Consider the following 14,080-nt stretch of genomic DNA (forward strand, 5'->3'; position numbering starts at 1 on the left):
CCAGTGCGCGATCTCGCCTACACTCGGTGGCGTGCCACGTGGTGACGGTCGACTCAATCACGATCTGCTCCCCGGCGAGAAAGGCCCCCAGGACGCGTGTGGCGTCTTCGGTGTCTGGGCTCCGGGTGAAGAGGTCGCAAAGCTCACGTACTTCGGGCTGTACGCCCTCCAGCATCGGGGCCAGGAATCCGCGGGTATCGCGGTCAGCAACGGCTCCCAGATCCTCGTCTTCAAGGACATGGGCCTGGTCTCGCAGGTCTTCGACGAGACCTCGCTCGGCTCCCTCCAGGGTCACATCGCGGTCGGCCACGCCCGCTACTCGACCACCGGGGCCTCCGTCTGGGAGAACGCCCAGCCGACGTTCCGCGCCACCGCGCACGGCTCCATAGCGCTCGGCCACAACGGCAACCTCGTCAACACGGCGCAGCTCGCCGAGACGGTCGCCGACCTCCCCAAGGAGAACGGCCGCGCCCCACAGGTGGCCGCCACCAACGACACCGACCTCATCACCGCCCTCCTCGCCGGCCAGCACGACGAGGACGGCAGGCCGCTGACCGTCGAGGAGGCGGCCGTCACGGTGCTGCCGCAGGTCAGGGGCGCCTTCTCGCTCGTCTTCATGGACGAGGGCACGCTCTATGCCGCCCGCGACCCGCAGGGCATCCGCCCGCTGGTCCTCGGGCGCCTGGAGCGCGGCTGGGTCGTCGCCTCCGAGACCGCCGCCCTCGACATCACCAGCGCCAGCTTCGTGCGCGAGATCGAGCCGGGCGAGTTCATCGCCATAGACGAGAACGGCCTGCGGACATCCCGGTTCGCGGAAGCGAAGCCGCGCGGCTGTGTCTTCGAGTATGTGTACCTGGCCCGCCCCGACACCGACATCGCCGGGCGGAACGTCTACCTCTCGCGGGTGGAGATGGGCCGCCGCCTCGCCAAGGAGGCGCCCGTCGACGCCGACCTGGTCATACCGACGCCCGAGTCCGGCACGCCCGCCGCGATCGGCTACGCGGAGGCCTCCGGCATCCCGTTCGGCGCCGGCCTGGTGAAGAACGCGTACGTCGGCCGCACGTTCATCCAGCCCTCGCAGACCATCCGCCAGCTCGGCATCCGCCTGAAGCTGAACCCGCTGAAGGAAGTCATCAAGGGCAAGCGCCTGGTCGTCGTGGACGACTCCATCGTCCGCGGCAACACGCAGCGGGCCCTGGTGCGGATGCTGCGCGAGGCGGGTGCCGCGGAGGTCCACATCCGGATCTCCTCCCCGCCGGTGAAGTGGCCCTGCTTCTTCGGCATCGACTTCGCCACCCGCGCCGAGCTGATCGCCAACGGCATGAGCATCGAGGAGATCGGCACCTCGCTGGGCGCCGACTCCCTGGCGTACATCTCCACCGACGGCATGATCGAGGCGACCACCATCGCCAAGCCCGACCTGTGCCGCGCCTGTTTCGACGGCGAGTACCCGATGGAACTGCCCGATCCGGAGCTGCTGGGCAAGCAGCTGCTGGAGACCGAGCTCGCGGCCGGTCCGGCCGCCACGGCCGCGACCGACGCGATCCGCCGCCCGTAGACGGCCCGTAAGACCTGCCGTACGACACGAAAGTTTTCAGCCATGCCTGAGACCACAGGTGCCAGCTACGCAGCCGCGGGCGTCGACATCGAAGCGGGCGACCGCGCCGTCGAGCTGATGAAGGAGTGGGTGAAGAAGACGCAGCGCCCCGAGGTCCTCGGCGGCCTCGGCGGCTTCGCCGGCCTCTTCGACGCCTCCGCCCTGAAGCGCTTCGAGCGTCCGCTGCTCGCCTCCGCCACCGACGGCGTGGGCACGAAGGTCGACATCGCACGCCGGATGGGCGTCTACGACACCATCGGCCACGACCTGGTGGCCATGGTCATGGACGACATCGTGGTGTGCGGCGCCGAGCCGCTGTTCATGACCGACTACATCAGCGTCGGCAAGGTCCGCCCGGAGCGCGTCGCCGCGATGGTGAAGGGCATCGCCGAGGGCTGTGTGCTGGCCGGCTGCGCCCTGGTGGGCGGTGAGACGGCCGAACACCCGGGCCTCCTCGGTCCGGACGACTTCGACGTCGCCGGGGCCGGTACGGGCGTCGTGGAGGCCGACCGGCTGCTCGGCGCGGAACGCATCCGCGAGGGTGACGCGGTGATCGCCATGGCGGCCTCCGGACTTCACTCGAACGGGTACTCCCTCGTCCGGCATGTCCTCCTCGACCGGGCGAAGCTCGATCTCGGCCGGCACATCGAGGATTTCGGCCGCACCCTCGGCGAGGAGCTGCTGGAGCCCACGAAGATCTACTCCCTGGACTGCCTGGCCCTGATCCGCACCGCCGAGGTGCATGCGTTCAGCCACATCACGGGCGGCGGACTCGCGGCCAACCTGGCCCGGGTGGTCCCGGACGACCTGCACGCGGTCGTCGACCGCTCCACCTGGACCCCCGCACCGGTGTTCGAGCTCGTCGGGAGGACCGGCGATGTCGAGCGGCTGGAGCTGGAGAAGACCCTGAACATGGGCGTCGGCATGATCGCCGTCGTGCCCGACGGATCGGCGGAGGTCGCGCTGGCCGCCCTCGCCGACCGCGGAGTCCATGCCTGGGTCGCGGGCGAGATCACCGCCCGGGGCGACCACGGTACGGGTGCGGCACTGGTCGGTGACTACGCGAGCTGAGCCCTCGCGGACAGCACAGAAGCCGGTCCGTGGCCGGGGCCACGGACCGGGTGAAAGCTCAGCGCAAGGTCAAGCGCCGCGACGGTGCTGCGAGGACTGGTCGTCCTCGTCCTCCTCGTCGTCCTCGTAGAGGTCGGCGTACCGTGCGTACAGGTCGTCGTCCTGCTCATCGTCCTCGAACCGGTCGCCGTTCGGCGACGTGTTCGACGTCGATGCGCCCAGCTCCTCGGCCAGGCGTGAGAGGTCCGTCCCACCGCTGTTGTACTTCAGCTGGCGGGCGACCTTCGTCTGCTTGGCCTTGGCCCGGCCGCGCCCCATGGCTCGACCCCCTCAACGACGGGGCTCAACGGCCCCAGAGTCTGACACGCGTTCATGATCCGGAACGGACTCTCCGTGGAGAGGCCGGTCCGTAGGGCTTCCACGGTACCTGAGCCCGCGCCCATACGGTACGTCGCCCGCAGGACGGGCGTGTGCCCAGGACCGGCGAGGCGCCCTGTCCTCGCTGGTCACGGCCGATTTTAACCACTTATTGGCGGACGACCCGCCGATAAGAGTGAGAGTTCTCTCTAACTGCCCATCGGCGGGTACCGGTCAAACCCGGGGGGCCGGGCCGGGAGGATCAGCGTCCGCGTGCCTCCGCCATCCGCTGTTCGGCGATCCGGTCGGCCGCGGCGGCCGGCGGAATACCGTCCTCCTTCGCACGTGCGAATATGGCCAGCGTGGTGTCGAAGATCTTCGCCGCCTTCGCCTTGCAGCGCTCGAAGTCGAAGCCGTGCAGCTCGTCGGCGACCTGGATGACGCCGCCCGCGTTGACGACGTAGTCCGGCGCGTACAGGATCCCGCGGTCGGCGAGGTCCTTCTCCACGCCCGGGTGCGCGAGCTGGTTGTTGGCCGCGCCGCACACGACCGAGGCCGTCAGCACCGGTACGGAGTCGTCGTTCAGCGCCCCGCCCAGCGCGCACGGGGCGTAGATGTCCAGCGCCCCGAGGGGATGGCCGCCCCGGATCAGGGCGTCGGTGTCGGCGGCCACGGCGACCTCGGGGTGCGCGTCGGTGACCCGGCGCACGGCGTCCGGCCGCACATCCGTGATCACGACCCGGGCACCGTCCTCCAGCAGGTGCTCGACCAGGTAGTGCCCGACCTTGCCGACGCCCGCGACGCCGACCGTGCGGCCGCGCAGGGTCGGGTCGCCCCACAGGTGCTGGGCCGAGGCCCGCATGCCCTGGAAGACGCCGAACGCGGTCAGGACGGAGGAGTCGCCCGCGCCGCCGTTCTCCGGCGAACGGCCGGTGGTCCAGGGGCACACCCGCGCCACGACGTCCATGTCGGCCACATAGGTGCCGACGTCGCACGCGGTGACGTAGCGCCCGCCCAGCGAGGCCACGCAGCGGCCGTACGCCAGCAGCAGCTCCTCGGTCTTGATCCGCTCGGGGTCACCGATGATCACGGCCTTGCCGCCGCCGTGGTCGAGCCCGGCCATGGCGTTCTTGTACGACATCCCGCGCGCGAGGTTCAGCGCGTCGGCGACGGCCGCCTCCTCGGTCGCGTACGGGTAGAAGCGCGTACCGCCGAGGGCGGGGCCCAGGGCGGTGGAGTGGATCGCGATGACGGCCTTGAGGCCACTGGCCCGGTCCTGGCAGAGCACGACCTGCTCATGACCTCCCTGATCCGAGCGGAACAGGGTGTGCAGGACGCCGTCGGTTACGTCGGTCACTGTGGTGACTCCCGGTGGTGTAGCGGCGATTGACGGGCGGGTCCCGTGCGGGTGGCGGGTCCCGTGGGCATGAGCGTAGAGCGTGAGCGCGCCGGCCGGCCGCGCAGTGCCCGGGAACACCCTCCCTCGGAGTACGCCGGGGCGGGTTCGTGGGACGATTTGCAGTGGTTTTCCACCCCGCCCGGGCCCTGCTCGGACGGGTTTCGGGTCCGGTCCGATGGGGAGGGAGCAGGCGTGCCCAAGGTGTCCTCGGTGATCGTCCCGTACGCGTCCTACTTGCGCGTGTACGAGCCGCTGGCCGCCTTCCCCGAGCCGGAACGCGACCACTGGGCGCGCTACGCCCGGCGCCCCGACCGCCCCTCGTACCAGGACGAACTGCGCCGGTCCCTGGCGGACTTGCTGCCCACCCCGCCGGTCCCGGTGCCGGTGCACGAGAGCAGCGACGCCTTCGTGACCGAGGTCGACGCGGTGCTGTACGTCTGCCCCTGGCGCACCCGGCTGCGCGGCTGGCAGGCGCTGGGGGAGCTCGCGGAGGAACTGCCGGCGCCGGTCCTGGACGCGGTGCTGCCGCCCGTCGTGCGCCGCCAGGCCGCCCAGGACTACGAGCGCTGGCTCGCCGGCAACCCGGATGCCCGCCCGTGGATCCGCACCGCGACCTGGCAGGTGCCGCTGAACTGGTTCGTGCTGGTCGCGGACGCCGAACGGCGCTATGACAAGGGCTCCGGCGAGGTTCCCCCGATGCTGAGCTACCGCACACCCATGGTGCAGGCGCGGCGCCGCACCGCGCGAGCGCTGCGGACGCTGCGGGAGACGATCGACGAGGGGCCGCTCATCGACGGCCTGGTGGACGTGGGGCGCTGGCTGGAGGAGTTCCATCCGCGGTCGCTGGTCGAGCTGGACTACGGCGGGCTCGTCCATGTCCTGCCGGCCGCGGAGCTGGACGGGGACCATTCCGCGGCGGACGTCGCCGAGGGCATCGAGGCCCTGCGCCAGGGGGACGGGGCGGCGGCCGGGGAGGCCTACGGGCGGCTGGTGGAGCGCTGGCGGGCCGTGCGGGACCGCCGGTCGGCGAACTGAGCCCGGGGCTCGAGCGAACCAGTGCACGAATTGTGACCCGCGTGACATGGTGAAGTGACGACCCTTGGCCCATGGTTGACCTGTCACAGGTCCTACGGGGGACGTAGGGCTCGATCCGGGCTTATGCCGTCAAGCGTGACGGACGGCACTTACATGGACCTTGCGTCGTACGGCCCTCCTCGTGCCAAAATAGGACAAGGAGCCCGGTAGGTGCTCTCTCTATCCATCTATGGGTGGAGAGTCGGCATTTACCGGCTTTGGGGGGTCTGACGCCTCCTGATCGCGCTGTGACTGATCGTCACAGTGGCGTGACTGTCCGTTATGGCATGGTCCATCGGCTTCCGTCGCTGATGAACACCTGGGAGGGCAATTCCATCGGTTTGGCCGACGCGGCTGGACAGATGGTGTAGTTGTAGTGCCGAGGACAAGCCGTTCGTCCTATAACCGACTCGACTCGCGTCCGCCATTTCGGGCAACGCGGGTCAAGGTGCAGAATTTAGAGGAAAGAACCGAGAAGGTTCGGTTCTCCCGAGGAGGCCGCTCATGACCGCTCGCACCCCTGATGCCGAGCCGCTGCTGACCCCGGCTGAGGTCGCCACCATGTTCCGCGTCGACCCGAAGACGGTCACGCGGTGGGCGAAGGCCGGCAAGCTCACGTCGATCCGTACCCTCGGCGGACACCGCCGCTATCGCGAGGCCGAGGTCCGCGCCCTGCTCGCGGGTATCCCGCAGCAGCGCAGCGAGGCCTGAACAACCGCATAGCCGGGCACACCGGCAGGTTCCCCCAATCTGCCGCGACGTCCGGACAACAGCTCCATGCGACGCGGGTCCTGCCCCAACAGGATCCTCGCCCGGGCTCATCAGAGGCACGACAAGGGTGCGTCGTCGATCGCGCTGGACTCCGCCGGGTCCAGCGCGATCTTTTTTGTGCCCCGGTTCGTGCGCGGGGGCCGGTCTGTGAGCGGCCTTGTCGGAGTCTGGGGAGGGGTGTCGGATCTCCTGTGCGCGACTTCGGACCAGAGGTGCAATTGCACATATTAAATTGACTGGTTGTAGGAGGGCGGTAAGTGGGGCACTCTTCGAAACTTCTGTGGTGACACCCGTCACACCGCAGGATGCTTGTTGCGTGAGCGGGGCCTTTGCTATGAGAACTCGCCGATGCGGGGCGGGTGTTGAGCGGACGTACGTCCACGAGTGCCCACCCGGAGGCGGTACGAACCTCCCGGACTGCTACGTCACACGGCGGAGGGAGTGTCGTCCACGGAGGGCGTCTCGGTGCGCTCCTCGCCGGGCTGCTGGGAGGGCTCCATGGCCAGGCGCAGGAGCCGGTGGCAGACCGGACAGCGCCGGGTCAGATGGCGGTACCCGGAAGCGGCCGACAGATGGGCACGGAGCAGAGCACGCGTCTCATGCCGAGCGGACGCCGCCATACGCCACCTCCCGGGGACCGGACAGTCGCTGCCCTGAATTACGGGGTACCGGCGGAATGTGACGCCGTCAAGACGCCCCGAAGCGCATACGCCACCGGGCCGGACCCCGGCTCGCCCCGGCGAGGGGGTCTTGACGGGGCCGCCGGTGCGGGCGGCGTCCAGGGGGACACCGGGTGCGGGACGGCCGGCGCCGCCGTCCGGCGCGTGTGCCGGCGTGCGGCGCGTGTGCCGGCGTGCGGCGCCGGGGGCCCGGCCCCGACCGGTCGGAGCCTTCGGCCGGTCCGGAGCGCCGGAGGCGTGTGCTGCGCTTCAGGGGCCGAGCGGATCGCGGTGCCCGGCCGCCGTCCGGCGCCGCCGGGTGGTGTTCGATGCCGGGTGCCGGCTTATGCGAAAAGCCCCGCGTCGCGAGGACGAGGGGCTCCTTTGAGGCGGTCCTGACGGGATTTGAACCCGCGGCCTCCACCTTGACAGGGTGGCGAGCACTCCAAACTGCTCCACAGGACCTGGCGTCGCCGCGCTCGCCCGCGGACCCGATGACCGGCACTGCGTGCGATGCGCTGCGAGAAGAGACTGTACAGGAGGGTGAGCGCCTGGTCGAACTCACCCGGCGTGAACGGGCCGTCACGGAACCGCGGCGTCGATCGCCTTCACGATGCGCTTGTCGGAGACCGGGTAGGCGGTGCCCAGCGCGTGCGCGAAGTAGCTGACGCGCAGCTCCTCGATCATCCAGCGGATGTCCAGCACCGGCGCGGGAACGGGCCGTCCCTGCGGCAGCTGCTCCAGCAGCCACGCGTATTCGTCCCGCATCTCGTGCACCTTCGCCATGCGCGTCGTGTCCCGCTGGACGTTCGTCGGCATCTGCTGCAGCCTGCGGTCGGCGGCGACCAGATAGCGCATCAGGTCCGGCAGCCGCCGTACGCCCGCCTCCGTGACGAAGCCGGGCTTCACGAGGGCGTCAAGCTGCGCCCGTACGTCCGCCAGGTTCGGCAGCAGCGCCGGGCTCCGTACGGCCTTCAGTCGGCGCTCGCACGCCTGCCACGCGGCCAGCACCTGCTGCACCTGCCCGACCGTGCGGACCGTCGTGTCGACGATCTCCGCGCGCACCCTGTCGTACAGCTTCCGGTACGACTCCTCGTCCCACGCCGGTCCGCCCAGGTCCCCGATCAGCTTGTCCGCGGCCGCCGTCGCGCAGTCGCCGAACAGGGCCTGGACCGAGCCGTGCGGGTTCGCGGAGAGGGCGAGCTTCTGGGCGTTCGTCAGCTTCTCGGACGCGAACTTCGCCGGGTTCACCGGGATGTTCCGCAGGATCAGCCGCCGTGTGCCCTTCCACATCGCCTGCGCCTGCTCCTCCTCCGTGTCGAAGAGGCGTACGGAGACGGTGTCGCCGTCGTCGACGAGCGCCGGGTACGCCTTGACCGGCTGGCCGGCGCGCCGGGTCTCGAAGACGCGGGTGAGCGAGCCGATCGTCCAGTCCGTGAGGCCCGTGCGCTCCAGGGACTCCCCGCCCCGCCGCTCGGCGGTGGCCGCCGCGGCCTGCGAGAGGGCCTTGCGCGCCTTCGGTTTCAGCCGGAGCTTCAGCGCCTCGATGTCCTTGTCCTCGGCGAGCCTGCGGCGCCGTTCGTCCACGATCCGGAAGGTGATCTTGAGGTGGTCGGGGACCTTGGACCAGTCGAAGTCCTCCGGCCCGAACGGCACGCCGACCATGCGCCTCAGCTCCCGGGCCATGGTCACGGTCAGCGGCTCCTGAAGGGGGACCGACTTCTCCAGGAACGCCTTCGCGTAGTCGGGCGCCGGGACGTAGTTGCGGCGGATCGGCTTGGGCAGGGAGCGGATCAGCTCGGTGACCACTTCCTCCCGCAGGCCCGGGATCTGCCAGTCGAAGCCCTCGTCCGTGACCTGGTTGAGGACCTGCAGCGGGATGTGGACGGTCACGCCGTCCGCGTCCGCGCCCGGCTCGAACTGGTAGGTGACCTTGAACTTGAGGCGGCCCTGGCGCCAGGTGTCGGGATAGTCGTCCTTGGTGACCGCCCCCGCCTTCTCGTTGATGAGCATCTCGCGCTCGAAGTCGAGGTGGTCGGGCTGTTCGTGCCGCTTGTGCTTCCACCAGGAGTCGAAGTGCGCACCCGACACGACGTGCTCGGGCACCCGCTGGTCGTAGAAGTCGAACAGTGTCTCGTCGTCGACCAGGATGTCGCGGCGCCGGGCGCGGTGCTCCAGCTCCTCGACCTCCGTGAGGAGCCTGCGGTTGTCGGCGAAGAACTTGTGGTGGGTGCGCCAGTCGCCCTCGACGAGCGCGTTGCGGATGAACAGCTCGCGGCTCGTCTCCGGGTCGATGCGGCCGTAGTTCACCTTCCGCTGGGCGACGATCGGGACGCCGTACAGCGTGACCTTCTCGTACGCCATCACGGCCGCCTGGTCCTTCTCCCAGTGCGGTTCGCTGTACGTCCGCTTGAGGAGGTGGCCGGCGAGGGGCTCCACCCACTCCGGCTCGATCTTCGCGTTGACGCGGGCCCAGAGCCGGGAGGTCTCGACGAGTTCGGCGGACATCACGAAGCGCGGGGGCTTCTTGAAGAGGACCGAGCCGGGGAAGATCGCGAACTTGGCGTTGCGGGCGCCGAGGTACTCGCCCCGTCCGCCGCCGTCCCTGCGCGCGCCGGGGCCGGAGTCCTTGGACTCCTTCACGTCCTTCATCCCGATGTGCGACAGCAGGCCGGCGAGGAGTGAGACGTGGATGTGGTCGGCCGGGGCGTCCTGCTCGTTGAGGTGGATGCCCATCTGCTTGGCGACGGTCCGCAGCTGCGCGTAGATGTCCTGCCACTCGCGGATGCGCAGGAAGTTCAGGAACTCCTGCTTGCACATCCGGCGGAACGACGACGAGCCGCGCTCCTTCTGCTGCTCGCGGATGTAGCGCCACAGGTTGAGGTAGGCGAGGAAGTCGCTGGACTCGTCCTTGAAGCGGGCGTGCAGCTGGTCGGCCTGGGTCTGCTTGTCGGCGGGGCGCTCACGCGGGTCCTGGATGGACAACGCGGCGGCGATCACCATGACCTCGCGGACGCAGCCGTTGCGGTCCGCCTCCAGGACCATGCGCGCGAGCCGGGGGTCGACCGGCAGCTGGGCGAGCTTGCGGCCGGTGTCGGTCAGGCGCTTGCGGGGGTCCTTCTGGGCCGGTTCCAGGGCGCCCAGTTCCTCCAGGAGCTGGACGCCGTCGCGGATGTTGCGGTGGTCCGGCGGGTCGATGAAGGGGAACTTCTCGATGTCGCCGAGGCCGGCCGCGGTCATCTGGAGGATGACGGAGGCGAGGTTGGTGCGGAGGATCTCGGCGTCGGTGAACTCGGGGCGGGCGGTGAAGTCCTCTTCCGAGTACAGGCGGATGCAGATGCCGTCGCTGGTGCGGCCGCAGCGGCCCTTGCGCTGGTTGGCGCTCGCCTGGGAGACCGGCTCGATGGGCAGGCGCTGGACCTTGGTGCGGTGGCTGTAGCGGGAGATGCGGGCGAAGCCGGGGTCGATGACGTACTTGATGCCCGGAACGGTCAGCGAGGTCTCGGCCACGTTGGTGGCCAGCACGATCCTGCGGCCCGAGTGCGGCTGGAAGACGCGGTGCTGCTCGGCGTGGGAGAGCCGGGCGTACAGCGGCAGGATCTCCGTGCCCTGCCAGTCAGCGCCTCCGGCGCGGGGGTACTGCTTCCTGCTGAGCGCGTCCGCGGTGTCGCGGATCTCGCGCTCTCCGGAGAGGAAGACCAGGATGTCGCCCCGGCCTTCGGCCATCAGCTCCTCCACGGCGTCCGTGATCGCGGTGATCTGGTCGCGGTCGGCGTCGTCGGAGTCCTCTTCGAGCAAGGGGCGGTAGCGGACCTCCACCGGGTACGTGCGGCCGCTGACCTCGATGATCGGCGCGTCGCCGAAGTGGCGTGAGAAGCGCTCCGGGTCGATGGTCGCCGAGGTGATGACGACTTTGAGGTCCGGGCGCCGGGGCAGCAGCTGGGCGAGGTAACCGAGCAGGAAGTCGATGTTGAGGGACCGCTCGTGGGCCTCGTCGATGATGATCGTGTCGTAGGCGCGCAGCTCGCGGTCCGTCTGGATCTCGGCGAGCAGGATGCCGTCCGTCATGAGCTTGATGAAGGTGCCGTCCTGGTTCACCTGGTCGGTGAAGCGGACCTTCCAGCCGACGGCCTCGCCGAGCGGGGTGTCGAGCTCCTCGGCGACGCGTTCGGCGACGGTGCGGGCGGCGATGCGGCGGGGCTGGGTGTGGCCGATCATGCCGCGGACACCGCGGCCTTGCTCCAGGCAGATCTTGGGGATCTGGGTGGTCTTGCCGGAGCCGGTCTCGCCGGCCACGATCACGACCTGGTGGTCGCGTATGGCGTCGGCGATCTCGTCCCTCTTCTGGCTGACGGGGAGCTGCTCCGGGTAGGTGACGGAGGGCACGCGGGCGGTGCGCGCGGCGATCCTGTCCTCGGCCTTGGCGACCTCCGCCTCGATCTCGGCGAGTACGGCGGCCCGGGCCTCGGGCTTACGGATCTTGCGCGCGCCTTCGAGCCTGCGGCCGAGGCGGTGCGCGTCGCGCAGGGACAGCTCGGTCAGGCGGGGGGCGAGGGTGCCGAGAGCGGGGGCAGGATGCGTAGACATACGCGGTCCAGGATCTCACCTCGGTGAAATGCGTGGCTAACGATTTGCCCGCGGCGGTTCGGCCCCGGGTGTGCTGCGCGCCGCCCCTGTCCCGCGCCGGCTCAGCTGCCGTCCGGATGCCGGGGGGCCGGGGGCGCGGCCGGGGTGTGCGCGGTCCTCCCCCGGGCCATCGACTTGGCGGTGTTGGAGACGGCCTTGATGCCCAGGTACGCGGTGGTCACGCCGCTGACGGCGGTGAAGGCGGCGGTGAGCACCCCCACGATCACCGACTTGTCGCCGCCCAGCCGCCAGACGCCGAAGATCGCGACACCGGCGATCGCGAGATTGCTGATGATCACCGCGAGCAGGCCGTAGCGGGCCCTGGTGTTCTCCAGTTCGAGATCCTGGTCGACGCCCGACTCGTTCTGGCCCATGCTTCCCCCGTGTCCCCCGACTGCGCCGAACGGGCAGAACGTAGCGCCTGGGAGGGGACATGCCAAGCAGGCGCGGGGGAAGCCGCCGGGGGCGCGGGAGGGGCTCGCGGCTCGGCCGTCCGGGGCCCCGATCACGACGAAAGCCCCGTCCCCTAGGGGCGAGGCTTTCGATGCGGTGGCTGGGGCCGGGGTCGAACCGGCGACCTTCCGCTTTTCAGGCGGACGCTCGTACCAACTGAGCTACCCAGCCACGGGGCTTCACAGGAAACCCCAGCGGTCCTGACGGGATTTGAACCCGCGGCCTCCACCTTGACAGGGTGGCGAGCACTCCAAACTGCTCCACAGGACCAAGCATTGCGTACGACAGTGTCGCACACGGTTGTGCGTGCCCCCAACGGGATTCGAACCCGTGCTACCGCCTTGAAAGGGCGGCGTCCTAGGCCGCTAGACGATGAGGGCTATCGGCCCGCCTGGGCGCTTCTCAGCGCGTCGGGGACGTGAGAAGCATATGGGATGGGGGGAGGGTTCGCCAAAACGGTTTACGGGGTGCTCGGCGAGGGGGTCGCGCGGGTACGGGCCGGGCCGGTCGGGGGTCCGCCGCCCGGGGCGGTGGCGCCCGGGGCGGGGCTTGCGCCCGGCTGGTTCTCCTCGGGCAGGTGGCGGGTCACCTCCGCGGTCGTCCGGCCGAGCCCGCCGAGCCTGATCTCGTCCCACGCCTGGAGCCGGCGGGTGTCCCGGTCCAGGTAGAGGATCGACGCCTCGATCGGGGCGGGGTAGCTGCCCTCGACCGCGCGCAGCCCGCTGCCGCCCGTCGATCCCTCAAGGCGCAGCCGGGTGCCGTACTTCATGACCTCCATGTCCTCGTGGTGCAGATGCCCGGCCAGGACCAGCGGTACCTCGCCGTCCGTCTGGCGGGCGGCCGTCGGCTCATGGGCGACGGCGATGTCGACGGGCGTCCCGGCGGCCCTCTGGTCGCGCAGGGAGGAGGCCAGACGCGCGCCCGCCAGCTCCTCCGCGCGTTCGCCGCCCGGCGCGACCGAGCGGTCCGGGGTGAACTGCGGATCGCCGATCCCGGCGAAGCGCAGGCCCGCGACCGTGATCGCCCCGCCGTCGTCCAGGACGCGGACGTTCCCGATGCGCTCCAGGTAGCGCTGGGTGGTGCGGGAGTCGTGGTTGCCGCGGACCCAGACGTACGGGGCTCCGAGGTCCGCGACGGGGTCCAGGAAGCCGTTCTCCGCCGCCGTGCCGTGGTCCATGGTGTCGCCCGAGTCGACGATCACGTTGACGTCGTACTGGCGCACCAGGGAGGCGATGATTTTCCAGCTCGCCGGGTTGAGGTGGATGTCGGAGACGTGCAGGACCCGGATCGTCGTGGGGTCGGGTTCGTACGCCGGGAGGGTGGACGTGACGTCGTACAGCTTCGTCACGTTCGTCACCAGGCGTGCCAACTCCTTCTGGTAGACGTCGAATTCCGTGACGATGCTGCGCGCGTTGCCGACCAGGGACGGGGCGGAGGAGAGCAGCCCGGAGAACTTCGGCTCCAGGACCGACTTCGGGTTCCAGGTGGCGTACGCGGTCGCTCCGGAGGCGGCGAGGAGGGTGAGCGCCAGGCCGCCCGCGGCGACGGCCCGGCGGGGGCGGCGGTAGACGGCCAGTCCGAGGGCCGTGGCGCCCGAGACCACCGCCACACAGGAGCGCGCGGCGAGGTCCAGCGTGCCGTGCTCGACGTCCTGGGTGATCTCCTGCTGGAGGCCGGAGATCCGCTCGGGGTGGTCGACCAGGGCCTGGGCGCGGACCGGGTCGAGCTGGTCGACGTTGACGTCGAGGCGGACGGGGGCCCTGTGGCTCTTCAGCTCCAGGGCGCCGAGCGGCGACACGTTGATCTTCGTGCCGCCGGTGAGGGAGGGGCGCAGGGTCATGGTGGTGTTCATGGGACCCACCGGGACGCGCACGTCGCCCACGATCAGCAGGCCGAGCCAGCCGCCCAGGATCACGACGGCGACCATGCCCAGGGCCCGGAGCCAGGGGTGGGGCTGCGGGACGAGTTCGGCGGCCGGGTGGGGGCGGAGCGATCGGTAACGCCGGGCGAACGTGCCTGGCGCCCTTCGTATGCGGTGCAGGGCTGTGGCGGGGACGCGGGCCATTGGTCCCC

The 14,080-nt window shown here is 70.3% G+C and carries 10 protein-coding genes and 4 tRNA genes; 4 read left to right on the top strand and 10 right to left on the bottom strand.

Going from position 1 to position 14,080, the window contains the following annotated elements; translation table 11 throughout:
• The first annotated feature begins 31 nt into the window (after positions 1-31).
• Both purF and purM read left to right on the top strand, forming a co-directional pair.
• On the top strand, positions 32-1,558 hold the full coding sequence (gene purF, locus ACZ79I_RS21210; protein ID WP_471499068.1) for an amidophosphoribosyltransferase: 1,527 nt from the start codon (positions 32-34) through the stop codon (positions 1,556-1,558).
• Positions 1,559-1,600: 42 nt separating this feature from the next.
• Positions 1,601-2,668 (top strand): phosphoribosylformylglycinamidine cyclo-ligase, encoded by a 1,068-nt coding sequence (purM, locus tag ACZ79I_RS21215; protein ID WP_471499069.1) that lies wholly within the window; start codon positions 1,601-1,603, stop codon positions 2,666-2,668.
• Positions 2,669-2,737: 69 nt separating this feature from the next.
• Here purM and ACZ79I_RS21220 read toward each other — a convergent pair whose 3' ends face one another.
• Together ACZ79I_RS21220 and ACZ79I_RS21225 are read right to left on the bottom strand one after the other, a co-directional pair.
• Complete coding sequence (locus ACZ79I_RS21220; RefSeq protein ID WP_381090855.1) at positions 2,738-2,986, bottom strand: DUF3073 domain-containing protein; 249 nt, start codon at positions 2,984-2,986, stop codon at positions 2,738-2,740.
• A gap of 301 nt (positions 2,987-3,287) precedes the next feature.
• On the bottom strand, positions 3,288-4,382 hold the full coding sequence (locus tag ACZ79I_RS21225; RefSeq protein WP_471499070.1) for a Leu/Phe/Val dehydrogenase: 1,095 nt from the start codon (positions 4,380-4,382) through the stop codon (positions 3,288-3,290).
• Positions 4,383-4,616: 234 nt separating this feature from the next.
• Between ACZ79I_RS21225 and ACZ79I_RS21230 the strand changes: the two genes are divergently transcribed.
• Positions 4,617-5,459 carry a DUF8083 family protein gene (locus ACZ79I_RS21230; protein WP_471499071.1) on the top strand — a complete coding sequence of 281 codons (843 nt, stop codon included), beginning with the start codon at positions 4,617-4,619 and terminating at the stop codon, positions 5,457-5,459.
• 543 nt (positions 5,460-6,002) lie between these two features.
• Positions 6,003-6,209 carry a developmental transcriptional regulator BldC gene (bldC, locus tag ACZ79I_RS21235; RefSeq protein WP_003949541.1) on the top strand — a complete coding sequence of 69 codons (207 nt, stop codon included), beginning with the start codon at positions 6,003-6,005 and terminating at the stop codon, positions 6,207-6,209.
• 485 nt (positions 6,210-6,694) lie between these two features.
• Here the strand turns inward: bldC and ACZ79I_RS21240 are convergent, their stop codons facing one another.
• The 8 genes from ACZ79I_RS21240 to ACZ79I_RS21275 form a co-directional block, all read right to left on the bottom strand.
• Entirely contained in the window at positions 6,695-6,889 is a 195-nt protein-coding gene (locus tag ACZ79I_RS21240; protein WP_471499072.1) for a DUF6274 family protein, read from the bottom strand.
• A gap of 429 nt (positions 6,890-7,318) precedes the next feature.
• Positions 7,319-7,393: transfer RNA gene (locus ACZ79I_RS21245), tRNA-Asp, on the bottom strand.
• Between the two features lie 117 nt (positions 7,394-7,510).
• Positions 7,511-11,515, bottom strand: coding sequence for an ATP-dependent RNA helicase HrpA (gene hrpA, locus ACZ79I_RS21250; RefSeq protein ID WP_471499073.1), 4,005 nt, complete (start codon positions 11,513-11,515; stop codon positions 7,511-7,513).
• A 101-nt stretch (positions 11,516-11,616) separates the two neighbouring features.
• Positions 11,617-11,928: a hypothetical protein gene (locus ACZ79I_RS21255; protein ID WP_471499074.1), complete on the bottom strand. Its 312-nt coding sequence runs from the start codon at positions 11,926-11,928 to the stop codon at positions 11,617-11,619.
• A 176-nt stretch (positions 11,929-12,104) separates the two neighbouring features.
• A tRNA-Phe gene (locus tag ACZ79I_RS21260) sits at positions 12,105-12,178 on the bottom strand.
• Between the two features lie 24 nt (positions 12,179-12,202).
• Positions 12,203-12,277: transfer RNA gene (locus tag ACZ79I_RS21265), tRNA-Asp, on the bottom strand.
• Between the two features lie 37 nt (positions 12,278-12,314).
• Positions 12,315-12,387: transfer RNA gene (locus ACZ79I_RS21270), tRNA-Glu, on the bottom strand.
• Positions 12,388-12,467: 80 nt separating this feature from the next.
• Entirely contained in the window at positions 12,468-14,072 is a 1,605-nt protein-coding gene (locus ACZ79I_RS21275; protein WP_471499075.1) for a metallophosphoesterase family protein, read from the bottom strand.
• Positions 14,073-14,080: the final 8 nt, after the last annotated feature.

The sequence above is a fragment of the Streptomyces sp. PSU-S4-23 genome, assembly GCF_055632315.1.

Coding starts and splice junctions, on each gene's coding strand:
- purM (WP_471499069.1), top strand. CDS start 1,601: ATGCCTGAGACCACAGGTGCCAGCTACGCAGCCGCGGGCGTCGACATC.
- ACZ79I_RS21220 (WP_381090855.1), bottom strand. CDS start 2,986: ATGGGGCGCGGCCGGGCCAAGGCCAAGCAGACGAAGGTCGCCCGCCAG.
- bldC (WP_003949541.1), top strand. CDS start 6,003: ATGACCGCTCGCACCCCTGATGCCGAGCCGCTGCTGACCCCGGCTGAG.
- ACZ79I_RS21240 (WP_471499072.1), bottom strand. CDS start 6,889: ATGGCGGCGTCCGCTCGGCATGAGACGCGTGCTCTGCTCCGTGCCCAT.
- hrpA (WP_471499073.1), bottom strand. CDS start 11,515: ATGTCTACGCATCCTGCCCCCGCTCTCGGCACCCTCGCCCCCCGCCTG.
- ACZ79I_RS21255 (WP_471499074.1), bottom strand. CDS start 11,928: ATGGGCCAGAACGAGTCGGGCGTCGACCAGGATCTCGAACTGGAGAAC.
- ACZ79I_RS21275 (WP_471499075.1), bottom strand. CDS start 14,072: ATGGCCCGCGTCCCCGCCACAGCCCTGCACCGCATACGAAGGGCGCCA.